The organism is Ensifer sp. EB106-05-01-XG146, from assembly GCF_058791875.1.
On record NZ_JBYTDX010000002.1, the window covers coordinates 60,873 to 77,699 of the forward strand.

Consider the following 16,827-nt stretch of genomic DNA (forward strand, 5'->3'; position numbering starts at 1 on the left):
AGGCCTCCGTGTGAAAATTGTAGGAGAAGGATAGGCGAAGTCGCGTGAAAGGTGTTCTCTAAATTGCTGTCCAAATTTCGCTGGATAGAATAGAGTTCCGATCAAGTTTTGATTTTCTTCAATAAACGGGATAGATAATGAAAGATTCTTCCGATGATGATTTTGACCGGATCGATCTCAAGATCCTGCGTGCCCTGCAATCCGAAGGACGGCTGACCAACGCCGACCTTGCCGAGCGGGTAAACGTCAGTCCGGCGACCTGTCATCGGCGAACACAGAGGTTGTTCGAAGAGGGGCATATCACCGGTGTGAGGGCGGAGGTCGCGCCGGCAGCGGTCGGTCTCGGAGCGTTGGTGATGGTCGGCGTTGTGCTCGATCGTTCGACGCCCGAGAGCTTTGCGGCCTTCGAGGGCGCGGTGCTGGAGATGAAGGAAGTGCTCGACTGCAATCTCGTTGCTGGCGACTTCGACTATCTTTTGAAAATCCGGGTCCGAGACATGGCGGACTTCAACAAACTGCACGGTCAGAAGCTGATTGCGCTACCGGGGGTACGCCAGACGCGCACCTTCTTTGTGATGAAGGAAGTCAAGGAGAACGCCCGGCTGCCGTTCTGACGGTCGTCGAACGATTGGCCTTTCGCATCGAAGGGCACGCGAGACCCGGTACGTCTTCAGCGTGCCGGATGCGGCCCGATAGGTGCAACCCGGTCAGACCTGGACGAAGTGATCGTCTGCGACCTGCTGATAGCGCCGCGTTTCCGGAACGTAGTTGGGCGCGCGCAAGGGGCTCTTCAGCTCGTCGCTCGCGACATTGCGGCGCGCATGGCGTCGGGTCGGATCGGCGATTGGGACGGCGGCCATCAGCTTCCTCGTATAGGGATGCTGCGGATTCTCGAAAACCTGCGCGCGCGAGCCGATCTCGACGATCTCGCCGAGATGCATCACGGCGACCCGGTGGCTGACGCGCTCGACGACGGCCATGTCGTGCGAGATGAAAAGATAGGCAAGGCCGAGGCTCGCCTGCAGGTCGAGCAAGAGGTTGATGACCTGTGCCTTGATCGAGACGTCGAGTGCCGAGACAGACTCGTCGGCGACGATCAGCTTCGGGTCGAGCGCCAAGGCGCGTGCGATGCAGACGCGCTGGCGCTGGCCGCCGGAGAACTCGTGCGGGTAGCGGGCGGCCATGTCGGCCTGCAGGCCGACGCGTCCGAGCAGGTCGGCGACCTTCTCACGCGCCTGCCGTGCCGTGCCGAGCTTGTGTTCGAGATAGGGTTCGGCGATCGCGGCGCCCACCGTCATGCGCGGATTGAGGCTCGCGAAAGGATCCTGAAAGATCATCTGCATGGTGCGGCGCATTTCGCGCAGCTGCCTGCGATCCATTTTGAGGACGTCCTGGCCGTCGAGCGTCACGGAGCCGCTTTCCGGCTCGATCAGCCGCATGATGGCCCGGCCGGTCGTCGACTTGCCGCAGCCGGATTCGCCGACGAGCGACAGCGTCTCGCCCGGCTGCAGACTGAAGGAGACGTTCTCGATGGCGTGGACGCGGCCTTTGAGCTTGCCGAGCAAGCCGGCGTGGATGTCGAAGCGCTTGACGAGGTTCTTGACCTCAAGGATCGGCTTGCGGCCGGCCTGGACCGTATCGGTGGCTTCCGCCGTCGCCGAAGGCAGCCCGGTCGCGGCGTCGATCACGGGAAAACGCATCGGCTGGCTTTCGCCCTTCATCGAGCCGAGCATCGGCACGGCCGAGAGCAGTGCGCGGGTATAGGGGTGTTTCGCCCGAAGGAAGATGTCCTCGGTGTTGCCGGTCTCGACCGCGTCACCGCGGAACATCACCACCGTGCGGTCGGCGATTTCGGCGACCACGCCCATGTCGTGGGTAATGAAGAGCACCGAGGTGCCTTCCTCCTCCTGCAACACCTTGATCAGGTCGAGGATCTGGCCCTGGATGGTGACGTCGAGCGCCGTCGTCGGCTCGTCGGCGATCAGGAGCTTCGGCCGGCTCGCGAGCGCCATGGCGATCATCACGCGCTGGCGCATGCCGCCGGAGAAGCGGTGCGGGTATTCGTCGAAGCGCGAGGCGGCGGAGGGAATGCGGACCTTTTCGAGCAATCGGATGGTTTCCGCCCGGGCGTCGGCCTTCGACATTGGCCTGTGGCAGAGAAGGGCCTCGGAGATCTGGTCACCGATGGTGAACAGCGGATTGAGGCTGGTCATCGGCTCCTGGAAGATCATCGCGACATCGTTGCCGCGCACGCGGCGCATCTCAGATTCCGGCAAGTCGAGGATGTTGCGCCCGCCCATCATCACCCGCCCTTCGACGCGGCTCGTCTCCTTCTGCAGGAGCCGCATGATCGAGAGCGAAGTGACGCTCTTGCCCGAGCCGGATTCGCCGACGATCGCCACGGTTTCGCCGGGCGCGACGGTAAACGATATGTCCCGAACGACAGGCTTCCAGGCGCCGTCGACCAGGAACGAGGTCGTCAGGTTCTCGACGGAGAGAACGGGCGCCGTCGAACGGTCCGGCTGGGCTTTGGTCTCGGTCATCTCGTTTCCTCCGTCAGATGCTGCGCGTATCGTAGTTGGTCGTCGGGTCAGTCGGGCCAGCGCAGCAGGCCGGCGAAGCGGCGTGCGTTGCGTTCGGCGAGCGACGTGGCGATGATCTCGTTCGAGGCTCTCGCCTTGTCGAGCTCCTCGGCGAGGCGGCTGGCGACGATCTTCTCCTGGCCCGGATGCAGGTTGCAGGGGTCGAGGTAGAAGTAATTGTGCTCGGCCTCGTGGTCTCGCACGATGATCGGCGGCGCGCCGCGGGCCAGCGCATCGGCGAGATCCCAGGCGGTGATATGGGCTTCCTGCGGGTCGATGTTGACGCGCAGCCGGTCGAGCGGGTTGTTGGTCGGGTCGGCCTCGATCACCGGCTTGATGCCGGGACGGCCGTCGAGCGTCTCGCGCCAGAGGTTCAGGTAACCGGTTTCGCGCTCGCGGATGCCGGCATGGTCGCGGGTTTCCCAGGCTTGAAGTGCCGCCATCACGCCGAGCATGCTTTCCTTGCCCACCTTCATGCCGCGGCCGATGCCGAGGTTCTGCAGGAAGGTGTTGCGCACCATTTCCTTTTTGCCGGCGACGATGCCGGAGGTCGGGCCGCCCAGGAACTTGTGGCCGGAATAGAGCACGATGTCGGCGCCCTCATCGAGGAAGATGCGCAGGTCGTATTCGGAAGCGGCGTCGACGATGACCGGCACACCCTTCGAATGGCAGACCTCGGCAAATTCCCTGAGGCCGACGAGACCGTATTGCACCACGTGATGCGAGACGACGTAGACGGCGCAAGCGGTGCGCTCGTTGATCGCGCCTTCGATATGGTAGCGATAGGCCGACGTCGCCTGGCCGACGATCACCGGCTTGGCGCCGGCAAGCCGGATCGCCTGGTCGACGGGCGCGCCGTAGCTGACCACATGGCCCATCTGCAGAATGACTTCATTCTTGAGGCCGGTCGTATCCGGCAGGCGCTCGATGGCGGCAAGGTCGCTTCCGGTCATGGTGCCGGCAATGGCGAGGCTGATGCCGGCGGAGCAGGACGCCGTGATGAAGCCGGCCTCGGCACCCGTCAGCCGAGCAATCACCGGGCTCACCTTGCGCTGCAGGTCGTTGATCTCGACGAACTGCGGCAGTATGCCTGTCATGGCCGCGATCGCTTCCGGGACCACGATCGATGCGCCGAGGCTGGTCATCGTGCCGGAGACGTTGATAACGGGACGAAGTCCGAGAGCTTCGCGAATGTCACGGTCAGGCATAGTGGTCTCCATATGATTTTCTGGCGGTCGAAGCGGGTAGACTATTCCGTCTTCGCGGAATATCTACCATAGTAATGAAGTATGAGTGAGGCTTTGCGCTATCTGACGCGGCCGCCATCGGCGGCGCGGCGGCAGCGGAAGCCGAGATTTTACCGGCAGCACGCCCTTCGAGCGGTGCAGGAGTGAAGCAGTGGACAAGACGATGACCGGCGTCGAGCCGACCGACGATATGGAAACGACCGGCAAGCCGCGCCGCTCGCGCGTGAGCGGCATGGATCGCGCCTTGCAGGTGCTCGATTTCCTTTATGAGACGGGTTCCCCGAGTGGCGTCTACGCGATTGCCAAGGCTGTCGGCGCGCCGCTGTCGACCGCTTATGTCATCGTCGACGACATGGTCGAAAAGAACCTGCTTAGCCGCGATGCCGATGGGCTCGTCTGGCTCGGCGACCGGCTCTATCACTATGGCCTTGCCTATGCCCGCTCGCTCGATTTCCTCGGCGTCGCCACCCGCGAGATGCACGACCTCGGCCGTGAAGTCGCCGAGACGATCCAGCTTTGCGGCCGCGACGGCGACTACATGCAGGTGCTCGCCATGGCCGATGGTCCCGGCCATTTCCAGGTGACCTCGCGCGTTGGTACCCGCGTGCCGCTCAACTGGACGGCTTCGGGCCGTCTGCTGGTGGGGCATCTGCCCGCCGACGAACGGCTGGAGCTGTTCCGCCGCTGTGCACGAACCTCGCCGACCGGCCGCGCCGATATCGATCCGGCCGCGCTCTCCGCCCAGGCCGAAAGCGCGCTTTCCGCAAGGCTGTCGATCCAGGCGGGCGAATCCGACTATGCCGTCGCCTGCGTCGCAGCCCCGATCCTCGACGACAAGGGCAATTGCGCCGCCACGATCTCGATCGTTCTGCCCGAGCAGAAAATCCTCGACGATCGGGCGTTCTACGCCGATCACGTCAGGGTTTCCGCCGAGCGGATCGAGAAAATGATGGGCTGGCGCAGCCACTGATCCGACCTCCCGTCGTCACTCGTGCAGAGCGACGATCGCCTCGATCTCGACGGTGATGTTGCCGGGCAACGACCCGAAACCCACCGCCGAGCGCGCATGGCTGCCGGCCGCTCCAAAAACGTCCATCATCAGGTCCGAGCAGCCGTTGATGACGCGCGGATGTTCGGCAAAATCCGGAACGGCATTGACCATGCCCAGGATCTTGACGATGCGCTTGACCTTTCCGAGGTCTCCGAGCGCATCATGCATGACCGCAAGCAGGTTGATGCCGGTTAACCGTGCGTGGTCATAGGCGCTGTCGATGTCGACATCGCCGCCGACCTTGCCGGCGTAGAGATGACCGTCGGGCTCGCGTGGGCCCTGGCCGGAGAGATACAGGATGTTGCCTTCGCGCACATGCGTCACGAAATTGGCGATCGGCGGTGGCGCCGGCGGCAGGTTGATGCCGAGGGCCTGAAGGCGTTCGTAAGGTGAGACAGCGACGGGGCTGTCGTTTTTCGGGTCCATACTGTTCACGCGTTGTCCTGTCATTTCTGTATTCTGTCGCCCTGGCTTAGCGGTAGCTGAAGCCGTGGCTGTGGTCCGGGCACTCGATATGCTGCGGCTGGTAACGATTGGCGGCAACCACGTGGGTGCCCATGACCGCATAGCGCGGCTCGAAGAGGCGGTTGAGGTGCGCTTCGGCGCCGAGTGAATCGAAGACCCGAAGCTCGCTATCGACCAGGTCGAAGAGGGTGAATTCGGCGCGGGCGCCGACGGTAAGCAGATTGTCCATCGGCAGGCGGATGACCGAGGCGGGCGCTTGGGTCACGGCCTCGACCACCTTCTCGAACGGCATTCCGACGCTCAGGAGCTTCGACATGGTGGTGCCCAGGTCCCAGACAGACTGGTTCATGCTGCGCAGGTGCACGTCGGTGGAGATCGAGAAGGGGAGCAGACCGCGGGCGATCGCCACTTCCGCCACGCGGAAGGAGAACGAGGCGCCGCCGTGGCCGATGTCGAGGCGGATGCCTTCGCCGGCGCAGCGTTCGGCAAGCTCAAACAGGTCCTCGTCCTCGATGATGCTGGAACCGGCCTTGCCGTTGAAGCAATGGGTGACGATGTCGCCCTGCCCGAGGATTTCCAGAACCTCGTCATAGAGCGCCGGCGGTTCGCCGACATGCACCATCATCGGGATCTTCAGGATTTTGGCGATCTTCTTGCCGAGCTTCACCGGCGTCACGCCCCAGGAACCGGTGATGACGTGGCTGGCGCGCACCTTCAGGCCGACGATGTGCTCGCGGTTTTCCTGGTAGCAGGCGATGATACGGTCGATGTCGATCGAGCGGATGTCGGAGAGTTCGCTGACGCGGTTGCAGGCGACAAGCCCGATCGAGCCGAGATTGAGGAACGCCTTGATGCGCTCGCGCGACGGCTCGATGATGTATTCACGAAAGCCGTGGAAATTGGCTTCACCGGCCGAACCCGCGTCGACGATAGTGGTGACGCCGCGCTCCATGCCGCAAAGCTGCGGGCGCACAGAAATGTCGGTGCCGCCGTGCCAGACGTGGGCGTGCAGGTCGATCCAGCCGGGCGAGATCCAGGCGCCCTTGCCCTCTATGCGACGCACGTCGCCTGATGCCTCAAGGTTGGGGCCGAGGGCCGCGATGCGGCCGTCACCATCAACGAGGATGTCGACGGTCTCTGCCGGTGCGGCCATGCCGAAGGCGACGGGCTTCACCTGCCGGAGCAGGACCGCGCCGTTGCTGCTGGTTTCGTTAGCCATGACTTACAGATCCTTTCTGAGGCGGGGGTCGAGCATGTCGCGCAGGCCGTCACCGACCATCTGCAGCGACAGCACCGAGAGCACGATGGCGATGCCGGGGAAGAGCGTCACCCAGTCGGCCTGGCCGATATATTGCCGACCGGAGGCGATCATCGTGCCCCAGGTGGGGATTTCCGGGCTGACGCCGACGCCGAGGAAGGAAAGCCCGGCTTCGGCAAGCATCGCATGGGCGAAGAGGAAGGTGCCCTGCACGAGGACGGGCGAAAGCAGATTGCGCAGCACGTGACGCGTCATGATGTGTGGCGTCGAGATCCCGAGCGCGCGGGCCGCCTCGACATAAGGAAGCTCGCGGATGACCAGTGTCGAGGCGCGCACCACGCGGGCGAGCCGCGGCGCATAGACGATGCTGAGCGCGATGATGACGGTCGTCAGCGAGGGGCCCAAGGCCGCGACGAGCGCGATCGCAAGCAGGATGTCCGGGAAGGCCATCATCGCGTCGATGACGCGGGCGATCGGCGTGTCGAGCTTCGGAAAGAAGCCGGCGAGCAGACCGAGCACGACGCCGATCACGGTTGCAAGCGTGACGACCGCCGCACCGACAAGCAGCGACAATCGGCCGGCATAGATGGTGCGGGAGAAGACATCGCGGCCGAACTCGTCGGTGCCGAAGAACCATTGCAGGCTCGGCGGCTGCAGCCGGTTGACGATCGACAGCTTGCCGGGCGCATAGGGTGCGATCAGCGGCGCGAAGACGGCAAGCAGCACGAAGACGGTGAGCACGATCAGGCCGAAGGCAACGGTTTTGCGCTTCAACAGCCGGCGGACGAACTTGCGGCCTTCGCTCTCGGTGGGGGCAGATACGGTGATAGACATCAGTAGCGCACCCTTGGATCAACGAGGAGATAGAGCATGTCGATCGCGAAATTGATCAGCACGTAGAGCGCGGCAATGACGAGCAGCGCGCCCTGGATGACGGGATAGTCGCGGCGAAGCACGGCGGAGACGACGAGATTGCCGACGCCGGGCAGGCCAAAGACGGTTTCCGTGACAACCGCACCCGAGATCAGCACGGCGGCGGTGAGGCCAATGATCGTCAGGATCGGGATCAGCGCGTTTTTCAGTGCGTGCTTCATCACCACCTTGCGTTCGCCGAGGCCTTTGGCGCGGGCGGTGCGGATGAAATCGTCGCCGAGCACGTCGAGCATCGATGCACGGGTAAAGCGCAGGATCAGCGCCGAGGAGACGACGCCGAGCGCGATCGCCGGCAAGGTCAGGTGATACATGCGCTCGGTGAAGGAGGATCCGGGGCCGCCATAGCCGGAGACCGGGAACCAGCCGAAACGCACGGCAAAGACCTGGATCAGGATCAGGCCAAGCCAGAAACTCGGTATGCTGGCGGCGAGCATGGCAAGCGTTGTTGCCGCCTGGTCGACCAAGGAGCCGCGCCTGTAGGCGGCATAGATGCCGATCGGCAGCGCGATGGCGCAGGCAATCACGATGGAAAACAGGGTCAGGAAGAAGGTCGGCTCGGCACGCTCCGCCAGTGCTGACGTGACCGGCTGGTTGAGGAAGATCGACTGGCCGAGATCGCCCTGCAGCAGTTGTCCGATATAGTAAACATATTGCAGGCCGAGCGACTGGTCGAGGCCAAGCCGGCTGCGCAGCGCCGTAATGTCTTCCTGGGTTGCTTCCGGACCGAGCATGACGGCGGCGGGATCGCCGGGCGTCACGCGGACAATGACGAAGACGATCGTGACGACAATCGCCATGACGACGATCATGCCCATCAGCCGTTGGAAGATGTAGCGTAACATGGTGGCCTCGAACCTTTCCTGTGCGCTCCGCCGCAAGGGTGGAGTGACGCGCCCCTTCGAGCGGGCGCCAGGCGCATGGCCCGGCTGCCCGCCGAAGTCCCTTGGGAGGGGGAGCTTACTTCTTGATCGAAGCGTTCCAGAAGTACGGCCACGGGGCCGGCGAGACGCCCTCAAGCGTCTTTGCCTTGGCCGACAGCGCGTTGAAGTCGCCGATCTTGATGAACGGCACTTCCTCGAAGATCACCTTCTGCACGTCTGCCCAGAGCGCCACGCGCTTGGCCAAGTCGGATTCGGCGTTGAAGGCATCGACCGCCTTGGCGCGCGCCGGCGTATCCCAGTTGCCGGGCGCCTTGGTCGACATCATGCCGATGAGGGCCGGTTCCGGCAGGAAGGGGCTGTGGGTGATGTAGATGTCCCAGAGCGTCGGGTCGGCACGGCGCTGGGTCAGCGTCGCCCAGTCGACCACCTGCAGATCGACGGTAAAGCCGGCGAGCTTCAGATACTCGGCCGCGACCTGCGCCATCTTGTAATGGAACTCATACTGGCGGCTCGTCAGGATGCGCAGCGGCTCACCCTTGTAGCCGGCGGCCTTCAGGAGTTCGCCAGCCTTTTCCGCATCGGCGATGTTGTAGGCGCCTTCGGTGCCGGCATCGGTCCGCCAGGTAAACTGCGACGGGTAGAGAGCGGCGTCGAGCGCATAGAAGTCTGTGGTGCCGAAGGCTGCCGCCATCATGTCTTCCATGCTGAGCGAAGCGCGGATCGCCTTGCGCAGGTCGAGGTTCTTGGTCATGCCGTTGCCGGAGTTCAAGACAAAGACCGGCCAGCCGAAGGGCTGCAGCATGACGGGTTCTGAAGCGCTCGAACCCTTGACGCGTTCGAAGGATTCGACCGGCAGAGAATCGACATAGTCATACTGGCCGGAAACGGCCGCTTCGACGCGGGTGTTCGGGTCCGGAACCGGCACGAAGCGGATTTCGTCGGCATATTGGTGGCGGGCGCCGCCATAGCCGTTGGCTTCGCCTTCCGGCGACTTGTAGGCATCGTACCGGGTGAGCTGGATGTACTGGTCCGCCTTGCGTTCCTTCAGCTGGTAGGGGCCGGTGCCGACGAAATCAGTCATCGGCTCGGCCTGCTTTTCGGAAGGAAGCACGATCGCCGCGGAGTTGTTGAAGGCGAGCAGCGAAACGAGCGGCGCGTAAGGGGTGGTGAGCGAGATCTTCACCGTCAGCGGGTCGATCGCTTCGATGCCGGAAATCGTCGTTGCCGTCTGCTTGCCGCGCGAGGCGACCTTGGTCCAGCGCTCGAGCGAGGCGACGACGTCCTTCGAGTCGAGATCGGTGCCGTCGTGGAACTTGACGCCCGAGCGCAGCTTGATCGTGTAGGTCTTGCCGTCGGCGCTGATCTCCGGAAGTGCTGCCGCCAGAAGCGGGGTCGGCTTCCAGTCCTTGTCGAAGGTGTAGAGCGTCTCGAAGATGTGTTGCGAGACTATGCCGACGAGGTCGGCGGTCGATGCCATCGGGTCGAGGGTCGGCGGCTCACCGACCGTCGCGACGTTGATCACGCCGCCCTTTTCCTGCGCAAAGGCGAGAGTTGCCGATGCCAACAATGCGGTTCCGATAAGCAATGCGAGTTTAGTCGATTTCATATTTGCTCCTCCTCATGTTCCATAGTTATGCTATGTCGTTCTTTATTTTGGAATATAAAAAGGCACAAAGCCGGAAATGTCAACCGGCTGTCGTCGTCGTGTCACAACCGCCGGCAGCGGCGGGCCGGAACCCTTGTCCTGGAGGGTGCATAAGTGGGCGGGAGCTATCGCGAAGGCGCGGGATTTGTTAGCCCGGAGTCCGGATTGAAAAGGGAGAAGAGAATGAAGGTCATCGGCCTGATCGGCGGCATGAGCTGGGAGAGCTCGGCGGAGTATTACCGCATCATCAACGAGACGGTTCGCGCGCGCCTGGGCGGCGTGCACTCGGCGAGATCGCTGATGTGGTCGATGGACTTCGGCGAGATCGAGCGCCTGCAGCATCACGGCGACTGGCCGGCCCTGACGGGAGAGATGATCGCCGCAGCGCGACGTCTCGAGGCAGGCGGCGCCGATTTCCTGATGATCTGCACCAACACCATGCACAAGATGGCGGCGGACGTTTCGGCAGCCGTTTCAATTCCGCTGCTGCATATCGCCGACCCGACGGCGGAGAAGATCAAGGCGGCGGGCCTTCGCAAAGTCGGCCTGCTCGGAACGGCCTTCACCATGGAACAGGACTTCTACAAAGGTCGCTTGGCGGAAAAATTCGGTCTCGATGTGCTGGTGCCGGAGGCGGAAGACCGGGCGAAGGTGCACGAGATCATCTACCGCGAACTCGTTGCCGGTATCGTCAAAGACAGCTCGCGCGACGCCTATCGCGCCATCATCGCGCGGCTTGTCGATGCGGGCGCGGAAGCGATCATCATGGGCTGCACCGAGATCATGCTTTTGATTTCACAGGCTGATAGCCCGGTCCCGGTGTTCGATACGACCGAGATCCACGCGCTTGCTGCGGTCGACCTCGCGCTCGGGGACGCCTGACCACGGCCGACTGGCCGTCGGCCGTGGTTGCAAGGGCTAGTGCAAGGTGAATTCCCGGGGTTCGCCCGGAAACAGGCTGAGAAGTGCTATGCCCTGCTGCAAAAGCAGTTCGGCGGCTGGCAAGTCGCCGACCACCAGGTCGTCCGCACAGCCGATGATGATGTTGGCGAGGCTGATCGAGTTCTCGGCGAACCGGTCGTCGCCGATCTCGTAGGCCTTCTCGGCCGTTGCCTCGAGCGCTTCCGCTACCAGCGCCATCATGTTCGAGCGTTCATCCAGCGTCATGGCATCCAGTGTCTTGGCGTCGGGAGTTTTGGCAGTTGTCTGCATGATTACCTTCCCTATTGTTCAAGCCGAAATGGCCGCGCCGGCCGAAGCCGGGGGAAAAGTCTACGACTGGGGTGAGTCCAGGAGGGGAGCCGGCGTCGAACGCGGCTTCTCCAATAAGATCGTGCGTTGCGGCGCGATATGCAAGGAATGGCTACTATGCGGCCAGCGCATGGGTCCGCGGAGGGCGGCCGCCGGGGTAGCACGTCAAGGGAGCCCGTTGACCGCCGGATGCGTTAGGCCGTGATATGGGGTGGCCTTGCCGGCCATGCCAGGCTTTCGTCGATCGCCAGGCGATCGGCGGCGCATTCCTGGGCAAGAAAGTCGATGAAGGTGCGAACGGAGGGCAGTAGCCCGCGCCGCGAAGGAAAGACGGCGTGCACGACGCCGGACGCCGGGCGCCATTGCGGCAGCACGGGCACCAGCGTGCCGGCTGCCAGGTCCTTCCAGATCATCATCGTCGGCAGTTGCACGATGCCGGCGCCGTCGAGCGCCGCTTCGCGTAGCGCCGCCATATCGTCGGTCAGGAAACGTGGCTCGTGGCGGATGACGGCCCGTTCTCCATCGGCGCTTTCCAGCCGCCATTCATAGGTGTGCGTGGCCGAAGTCCAGGCAAGACTCGGCAATCCCGTCAGTTGCGCGGGCTCAGCGATCGGCGCCTTCAGAAATCCGGGCCTGGCGACGAGATATTGCGAACTGTCGTCGAGCTTGCGCATCACCAGCTCGCTTTTTTCGAGCGGCGGGAACCGGACACGGATCGAAACGTCGAAACCTTCGGCGATCACATCCACGCGCCGGTTGGTGCTTTCCAGCTGCAGGCCGATCCGCGGATGGGCGGTCATGAACCGGGCAAAGAGCCGGCCGAACTGGAACGAGATCAATGCGGTCGGGCAGCTCACCCGGATGATGCCCTGCGGCTCTCCCTGGTGCTGCGCGATGAAGGCATCGGCCGCTTCCGCCTCGATTAACACCGCGACGCAGCGCTGGTAATATTCGCGGCCGACATCGGTAACGAAGAACCGGCGCGGCGAACGCTGGATCAGCCGAACCCCGATCCGGTCTTCCAGCATCGCAATGCGCCGGCTCAGCCGGGATTTCTGCGTACCGGTTGCCCGTGCCGCAGCCGCAAAGCCGCCATGATCCACGACTTGGACAAAATAATAGAGGTCGTTCAGGTCCTGCATCGTTCTATTCATAGGACGCTGCGTCGAAATTCACAATCTTTTGGCGGCAGCGGTCCTGCAGTAGCTTACGTTCAATCACAGCAGATCGGCAACGAAGGCCGCTGGCGGTGATGAAAACAAAACGAAGGAAAGGACTTCCGATGACCAAGCCCTACGTACGCCTCAACAAGGATGATGTTGCCGTCCTGCTCGTCGACCATCAGACCGGCCTGTTGTCGCTGGTGCGCGACTTCGACCCGGACAAGTTCAAGAACAATGTTCTGGCGCTCGGTGATCTCGCCAAGTACTTCAAGCTGCCGACGGTTCTCACAACCAGCTTCGAGGATGGCCCGAACGGCCCGCTGGTTCCGGAGCTGAAGGAACAGTTTCCCGATGCGCCCTTCATTCCCCGTCCGGGCCAGATCAACGCCTGGGACAATGAGGATTTCGTCAAGGCGGTGAAGGCCACCGGCAAGAAGCAGCTGCTGATCGCCGGCGTCGTGACCGAGGTCTGCGTGGCGTTTCCGGCGCTTTCGGCGATCGAGGAAGGCTTCGAGGTCTTCGTGGTGACGGATGCTTCCGGCACCTTCAACGAGGTGACCCGCGATTCCGCCTGGTCGCGCATGACCGCCGCCGGCGTTCAGCTGATGACCTGGTTCGGCGTTGCCTGTGAGCTGCATCGCGACTGGCGCAACGACATCGAGGGTCTCGGCACGCTGTTTTCGAACCACATCCCGGACTACCGCAACCTCATCACCAGCTACAACACCATGGCGGCGCGCAAGTAAGACACGCCAGACGATGAACGACGAAAGCCCCGGCCTGGGATGGCCGGGGCTTTTCGTGTTGTCTGTTGCCGTGGCCTTTATGCGCGGCTGGCGGCCTGCTGGGCGTCGTCTTGCACGTCCAGACGGGCCGCGGGCTTGAGCCGGCCGGTCAAGAGCAGGCTGACGGCGAGGAAGGGCACGAGCACGCCAAGACCGAAGCGCATGTCGCTGTATTCGGCGATCAGGCCGATCAGCGGCGGCCCGAACAGGAAGCCGAGCAGCGCGATGAAGGACAGAATGGCGACGCTCGCGGCCGCCGGCCGGTCCTTCTGGTCGGCAGCGGCTGTGACGGCGAAGGGAAAGCCGACGGATACGCCGAAGCCCATGGCAGAAAAGCCGAGAAGCGCTGCCCAGGCGGCGGGGCTTACCACCACGAGAATGAGCCCGCTAATGCTGGCGATACCGCAGGCACGTGCCACCGCGACCGGGCCGTAGCTCGCCTTCAGCCGGTCGCCGGCAAAGCGCCCGGCAGCCACCATGAAGGCGAAGATCGAGTAGCCGAAACCGGCGCTGGCGCTGGAAAGCCCGAAGATGTCGCGCAGGAAAACCGCCGACCAGTCGGCGACGGCGCCTTCGGTCATGGTGATGCCAAAGACGAAGAAGCAGACGCCAAGCAATGCCCAGCCCGGCAGCTTGCGTCTGGAGGGCGCCGCTTCGGCAGCCGCGGCCTCGCCGGTCTTCAGGAGCGGCAGCTTCCGGGCGAAGTAGACGCTGATCGGCAACATGCCTGCCGCCGTCAGCGGCACCGCCCATTCCGGTGCCACGTGCAGCGCCGCGAAGCCGACGCCAACCAGGCTGCCAGTCATGATGCCGAGGCTCCAGAAGCCGTGGCAGGTGCTCATGATCAGCTGCCCGGAGTGCTTCTCGATCGCGTCGGCCTCGACATTGAGGCCGAGTTCGAGCGTCGTCAACGCTGCGCCGACGATGGCGAGCGCCACGAAGAGCACCTCGATGTTCGGGGCCCATGTCGGTAGCCAGACGAGCGCCAGAAAGACGACGAAGCCGTAGAGGATGGTCGCACGGCCGCCGATCCAGGCGACAAAACGGCCGGCAAACGGCAGGGTCAGCAGAATGCCGACGGGCATGCCGAGCAGCGCGATCGCCAGTTCCGCCGGGCCGAGGCCGAGCCTTTGCTGCACGTCGGGAATACGCGGCAGCCAGGCGCCGAAGGCGATCGGTTGCAGGAAGAAGATCAGCATGATGAGCCGTTGGTTGGTCATGCGCATTGTTCCCCGGATAGCGTGTCGCGCGATGCACCCTCGGCAGCGGGCGGGAGCCGTTGAGCCGATGCGGTATGTGAAGGAATTCTGATATTCTGAAAATTGTTTTCAGAGCTTGTCGCGCAGGGTGGGTCCCGTCAAGGCGAGAAGAGGCCGTCAAGTCGGAAAGCGCTGCCTTTCCGAGCGAATGGCTGTTGGTGTTGCGAATGTGTCGCCACCAATCCTGACATTGGTCTGGTTCCGGTGAAAAAAATGTACACGCCGGAAGCGGCGGGCTCCGACCCGCCGTGCCGTTGCGCGTGCTTTTGTCCTATCGCAGCAATTTCAGCGATCCCGTCAGCGATCTGACCCACTTCACGTCGCCGGCAAGACCGATGCCGTCGATCGTCTCCTGCGCGAGATCCCGTTCCGGAAATTGCGTCTCGTAGTCGGCATAGCTGTGCAGCGAACGCGCGAAGGCTGGAAACGGCACGACGACACGATCGTCTTCTTTCGGCAGTGCCTTCAGGAGCAGTGCACGGATCGTCGCGCCATCGGCCTGGAGGATCGGCACGGGCCGGTTGGAGCTGATGTCGATGGTGTTCTGCCTGCTGTCCGTCAGCCGCTGGTTACCGAGACCGGGCATCGCCGAGCCGATGCCGATGCAGATCGCGGCGATCGTGTTGGCGAGATGACCGGGTGTCAGTTCGGGATTGACGATGATGGCGAGGCGGGTGTCCTGAAGCACGTGGTCTGTTTCCTCTCTGTTTCTCAAAGGCTGTGTCGGCCGGGAGAGTAGACCGTGTGGCGGGGTAGTTTCTTTCGGATGTTGCGAGAAAATATCAAGATAAGGTAGATTCATTCCAGTATTGCCGAAAACGAGATAGAAGATGCCCGCCGCCCTGACACCCGCCGATGTAAAGATCCTGACCGCGCTGCAAAGTGACGGGCGCCTGAGCAACCAGGCGCTTTCGGAGGAGGTTGGCATGTCGACCTCGCCCTGCTGGCGGCGGGTACGGCAACTGGAGGACGACGGCGTCATCCAGGGCTACATGGCGGTACTCAATCGCCGGGAAATTGGCCTTGGGGTGCTCGCCTTCATCCGGGTAAAGATCGACAGCCATACGGAGGCGGAGGCGGACGCCTTCGCCGAGGAGGTGATGAAACTCGACAGCGTCGTTGCCTGCTACAGCATTGCCGGCGATGCGGATTTTCTCCTCCAGGTCGTCTCTGCCGATCTCGATTCCTATTCGGATTTTGCCATGAAGGTCGTGCGGCGCCTGCCGTGCATCAAGGAGATGCAGACGACCTTCGTGCTGAAGGAGATCAAGGCCTATGGCGGGCTGCCCCTGCGCGCCTCGGCCGGCCAGCGCTGACCCAAACCACGGTCAGGAGGCGGAGGCCATCAGCGGGTCTTCCCGGACCACCTGGACAAGGAAATCGAGAACGGTGCGCACGCGTAGCGGCACGTTTCTGCGCGAGGGATAGACGACGCTGATCGGCAGGCGCGCCGGCGGGAATGCCGGCATGACGTTGACCAAGCGGCCAGCCTCGATGTCCGGGCAGGCCAGGATATGGGAGAGGATCGCAAGGCCGTTGCCGGCGAGCACCGCGCGATGCACGGCCACGGCACTGTTGGCGACGAGCCGGGGCGCGATGCGCACGAAAACGTCGCCGGAGCCGTCGGAAAACGTCCACTGGCGGCCGTCGCCGGCGCGGCTGTAGCAGATGCATTCATGCTTCCCGACGTCGTCGGGAATCTTTGGCGCGGGGCGCCGGTTCAGATAGTCGGGTGCCGCCACCAGAAACGCGGTCGTCCAGCCGATCCGCCGGCAGATCAGGCCGCCCTCCGACACCGGACCCAAGCGAACCTCCAGATCGATGCCCTCCCCAACCAGTTCCGATGGTTCCTCGCGAAACAACATCTCTACGGAAAGCCCCGGATGACGGGCGAGCAGGGCGGCCAGGCGATCGCTCAGATAGAGCCCGAGCGGCGCGGGCACGGTGAGCCGCACGCGGCCCGCCACGAGGCCGGTCTCGCCGCAGGAAGCCTCGTTCAGAGCATCGACCGCCTCGACAACTTTGAGCGCCATCGGGATCATGTGTTCCCCCTCGGCGGTCAGCGCCAGCGCATTCGTCGTCCGGTGCAGAAGACGCATGCTCAGGTGCTCCTCGAGTGCCGAGACCTGGCGTGATACCGCCGGCTGGGTCAGGCCGAGATCGTTGGCAGCCGCGGAAAACGAGCCGGTCTCCGCCACCCGCAGGAAGGCTCTGAGCGCAGAAACGATGTCCATCCGGCTTCCCCCAAACGTTTCGACATAAGCCTTATGCGCCGAGTTTACCCCCGGCGCGCTTTACTGTCCATCG

Annotated in this window: 17 protein-coding genes; 5 read left to right on the forward strand and 12 right to left on the reverse strand. The window is 63.4% G+C overall.

Annotated features, from left to right (window positions below; translation table 11 throughout):
* Nucleotides 1–137: 137 nt before the first annotated feature.
* The gene (locus AC3WVQ_RS20525) at nucleotides 138–614 is read left to right on the forward strand and encodes an Lrp/AsnC family transcriptional regulator (RefSeq protein WP_034787587.1); all 477 of its coding nucleotides are present in this window, start codon (nucleotides 138–140) and stop codon (nucleotides 612–614) included.
* A 93-nt stretch (nucleotides 615–707) separates the two neighbouring features.
* On the opposite strand, the gene AC3WVQ_RS20530 is transcribed toward AC3WVQ_RS20525, so the two are convergent.
* Nucleotides 708–2,543 carry an ABC transporter ATP-binding protein gene (locus tag AC3WVQ_RS20530; protein WP_492382945.1) on the reverse strand — a complete coding sequence of 612 codons (1,836 nt, stop codon included), beginning with the start codon at nucleotides 2,541–2,543 and terminating at the stop codon, nucleotides 708–710.
* A 47-nt stretch (nucleotides 2,544–2,590) separates the two neighbouring features.
* Complete coding sequence (locus tag AC3WVQ_RS20535; RefSeq protein WP_034787581.1) at nucleotides 2,591–3,790, reverse strand: aminotransferase class V-fold PLP-dependent enzyme; 1,200 nt, start codon at nucleotides 3,788–3,790, stop codon at nucleotides 2,591–2,593.
* 202 nt (nucleotides 3,791–3,992) lie between these two features.
* Between AC3WVQ_RS20535 and AC3WVQ_RS20540 the strand changes: the two genes are divergently transcribed.
* Entirely contained in the window at nucleotides 3,993–4,799 is an 807-nt protein-coding gene (locus AC3WVQ_RS20540; RefSeq protein WP_034787939.1) for an IclR family transcriptional regulator, read from the forward strand.
* Between the two features lie 15 nt (nucleotides 4,800–4,814).
* Here the strand turns inward: AC3WVQ_RS20540 and AC3WVQ_RS20545 are convergent, their stop codons facing one another.
* The 5 genes from AC3WVQ_RS20545 to AC3WVQ_RS20565 form a co-directional block, all read right to left on the reverse strand.
* Complete coding sequence (locus AC3WVQ_RS20545; RefSeq protein ID WP_051659103.1) at nucleotides 4,815–5,330, reverse strand: RidA family protein; 516 nt, start codon at nucleotides 5,328–5,330, stop codon at nucleotides 4,815–4,817.
* 22 nt (nucleotides 5,331–5,352) lie between these two features.
* Nucleotides 5,353–6,564 (reverse strand): amidohydrolase/deacetylase family metallohydrolase, encoded by a 1,212-nt coding sequence (locus AC3WVQ_RS20550; protein ID WP_112975257.1) that lies wholly within the window; start codon nucleotides 6,562–6,564, stop codon nucleotides 5,353–5,355.
* 3 nt (nucleotides 6,565–6,567) lie between these two features.
* Entirely contained in the window at nucleotides 6,568–7,437 is an 870-nt protein-coding gene (locus AC3WVQ_RS20555) for an ABC transporter permease (RefSeq protein ID WP_034787571.1), read from the reverse strand.
* On the reverse strand, nucleotides 7,437–8,378 hold the full coding sequence (locus tag AC3WVQ_RS20560) for an ABC transporter permease (RefSeq protein ID WP_162727289.1): 942 nt from the start codon (nucleotides 8,376–8,378) through the stop codon (nucleotides 7,437–7,439). Before AC3WVQ_RS20560 ends, AC3WVQ_RS20555 begins: the two co-directional genes overlap by 1 nt.
* Nucleotides 8,379–8,493: 115 nt before the next feature.
* Nucleotides 8,494–10,023, reverse strand: coding sequence for an ABC transporter substrate-binding protein (locus AC3WVQ_RS20565; protein ID WP_492382946.1), 1,530 nt, complete (start codon nucleotides 10,021–10,023; stop codon nucleotides 8,494–8,496).
* 222 nt (nucleotides 10,024–10,245) lie between these two features.
* Between AC3WVQ_RS20565 and AC3WVQ_RS20570 the strand changes: the two genes are divergently transcribed.
* The gene (locus AC3WVQ_RS20570; RefSeq protein WP_492382947.1) at nucleotides 10,246–10,944 is read left to right on the forward strand and encodes an aspartate/glutamate racemase family protein; all 699 of its coding nucleotides are present in this window, start codon (nucleotides 10,246–10,248) and stop codon (nucleotides 10,942–10,944) included.
* Between the two features lie 36 nt (nucleotides 10,945–10,980).
* Here AC3WVQ_RS20570 and AC3WVQ_RS20575 read toward each other — a convergent pair whose 3' ends face one another.
* Complete coding sequence (locus AC3WVQ_RS20575; protein WP_034787562.1) at nucleotides 10,981–11,274, reverse strand: hypothetical protein; 294 nt, start codon at nucleotides 11,272–11,274, stop codon at nucleotides 10,981–10,983.
* 233 nt (nucleotides 11,275–11,507) lie between these two features.
* Nucleotides 11,508–12,455, reverse strand: a complete 948-nt coding sequence (locus AC3WVQ_RS20580) for a LysR substrate-binding domain-containing protein (RefSeq protein ID WP_034787561.1) — start codon at nucleotides 12,453–12,455, stop codon at nucleotides 11,508–11,510.
* Between the two features lie 140 nt (nucleotides 12,456–12,595).
* Here AC3WVQ_RS20580 and ycaC point away from each other — a divergent pair, with 140 nt between their 5' ends.
* Nucleotides 12,596–13,222, forward strand: a complete 627-nt coding sequence (gene ycaC, locus AC3WVQ_RS20585; protein WP_034787558.1) for an isochorismate family cysteine hydrolase YcaC — start codon at nucleotides 12,596–12,598, stop codon at nucleotides 13,220–13,222.
* Between the two features lie 77 nt (nucleotides 13,223–13,299).
* Here the strand turns inward: ycaC and AC3WVQ_RS20590 are convergent, their stop codons facing one another.
* Together AC3WVQ_RS20590 and AC3WVQ_RS20595 are read right to left on the reverse strand one after the other, a co-directional pair.
* Complete coding sequence (locus AC3WVQ_RS20590) at nucleotides 13,300–14,481, reverse strand: MFS transporter (protein ID WP_492382948.1); 1,182 nt, start codon at nucleotides 14,479–14,481, stop codon at nucleotides 13,300–13,302.
* A 310-nt stretch (nucleotides 14,482–14,791) separates the two neighbouring features.
* On the reverse strand, nucleotides 14,792–15,208 hold the full coding sequence (locus AC3WVQ_RS20595; protein ID WP_060517708.1) for a DUF2000 domain-containing protein: 417 nt from the start codon (nucleotides 15,206–15,208) through the stop codon (nucleotides 14,792–14,794).
* Nucleotides 15,209–15,350: 142 nt separating this feature from the next.
* Between AC3WVQ_RS20595 and AC3WVQ_RS20600 the strand changes: the two genes are divergently transcribed.
* On the forward strand, nucleotides 15,351–15,836 hold the full coding sequence (locus AC3WVQ_RS20600) for an Lrp/AsnC family transcriptional regulator (protein ID WP_192339315.1): 486 nt from the start codon (nucleotides 15,351–15,353) through the stop codon (nucleotides 15,834–15,836).
* Nucleotides 15,837–15,848: 12 nt separating this feature from the next.
* Here the strand turns inward: AC3WVQ_RS20600 and AC3WVQ_RS20605 are convergent, their stop codons facing one another.
* Nucleotides 15,849–16,754, reverse strand: a complete 906-nt coding sequence (locus tag AC3WVQ_RS20605; RefSeq protein ID WP_034787550.1) for a LysR family transcriptional regulator — start codon at nucleotides 16,752–16,754, stop codon at nucleotides 15,849–15,851.
* Between the last annotated feature and the right edge of the window lie 73 nt (nucleotides 16,755–16,827).

What these genes read in the sequence shown, in the direction of transcription:
- AC3WVQ_RS20550 (WP_112975257.1), bottom strand. Translation starts at nt 6,564, where the DNA reads ATGGCTAACGAAACCAGCAGCAACGGCGCGGTCCTGCTCCGGCAGGTG.
- AC3WVQ_RS20600 (WP_192339315.1), top strand. Translation starts at nt 15,351, where the DNA reads ATGCCCGCCGCCCTGACACCCGCCGATGTAAAGATCCTGACCGCGCTG.
- AC3WVQ_RS20570 (WP_492382947.1), top strand. Translation starts at nt 10,246, where the DNA reads ATGAAGGTCATCGGCCTGATCGGCGGCATGAGCTGGGAGAGCTCGGCG.
- AC3WVQ_RS20580 (WP_034787561.1), bottom strand. Translation starts at nt 12,455, where the DNA reads ATGCAGGACCTGAACGACCTCTATTATTTTGTCCAAGTCGTGGATCAT.
- AC3WVQ_RS20590 (WP_492382948.1), bottom strand. Translation starts at nt 14,481, where the DNA reads ATGACCAACCAACGGCTCATCATGCTGATCTTCTTCCTGCAACCGATC.
- AC3WVQ_RS20530 (WP_492382945.1), bottom strand. Translation starts at nt 2,543, where the DNA reads ATGACCGAGACCAAAGCCCAGCCGGACCGTTCGACGGCGCCCGTTCTC.
- AC3WVQ_RS20605 (WP_034787550.1), bottom strand. Translation starts at nt 16,754, where the DNA reads ATGGACATCGTTTCTGCGCTCAGAGCCTTCCTGCGGGTGGCGGAGACC.
- AC3WVQ_RS20535 (WP_034787581.1), bottom strand. Translation starts at nt 3,790, where the DNA reads ATGCCTGACCGTGACATTCGCGAAGCTCTCGGACTTCGTCCCGTTATC.
- AC3WVQ_RS20575 (WP_034787562.1), bottom strand. Translation starts at nt 11,274, where the DNA reads ATGCAGACAACTGCCAAAACTCCCGACGCCAAGACACTGGATGCCATG.
- AC3WVQ_RS20525 (WP_034787587.1), top strand. Translation starts at nt 138, where the DNA reads ATGAAAGATTCTTCCGATGATGATTTTGACCGGATCGATCTCAAGATC.
- AC3WVQ_RS20555 (WP_034787571.1), bottom strand. Translation starts at nt 7,437, where the DNA reads ATGTCTATCACCGTATCTGCCCCCACCGAGAGCGAAGGCCGCAAGTTC.
- AC3WVQ_RS20565 (WP_492382946.1), bottom strand. Translation starts at nt 10,023, where the DNA reads ATGAAATCGACTAAACTCGCATTGCTTATCGGAACCGCATTGTTGGCA.
- AC3WVQ_RS20560 (WP_162727289.1), bottom strand. Translation starts at nt 8,378, where the DNA reads ATGTTACGCTACATCTTCCAACGGCTGATGGGCATGATCGTCGTCATG.
- AC3WVQ_RS20545 (WP_051659103.1), bottom strand. Translation starts at nt 5,330, where the DNA reads ATGACAGGACAACGCGTGAACAGTATGGACCCGAAAAACGACAGCCCC.
- ycaC (WP_034787558.1), top strand. Translation starts at nt 12,596, where the DNA reads ATGACCAAGCCCTACGTACGCCTCAACAAGGATGATGTTGCCGTCCTG.
- AC3WVQ_RS20540 (WP_034787939.1), top strand. Translation starts at nt 3,993, where the DNA reads ATGACCGGCGTCGAGCCGACCGACGATATGGAAACGACCGGCAAGCCG.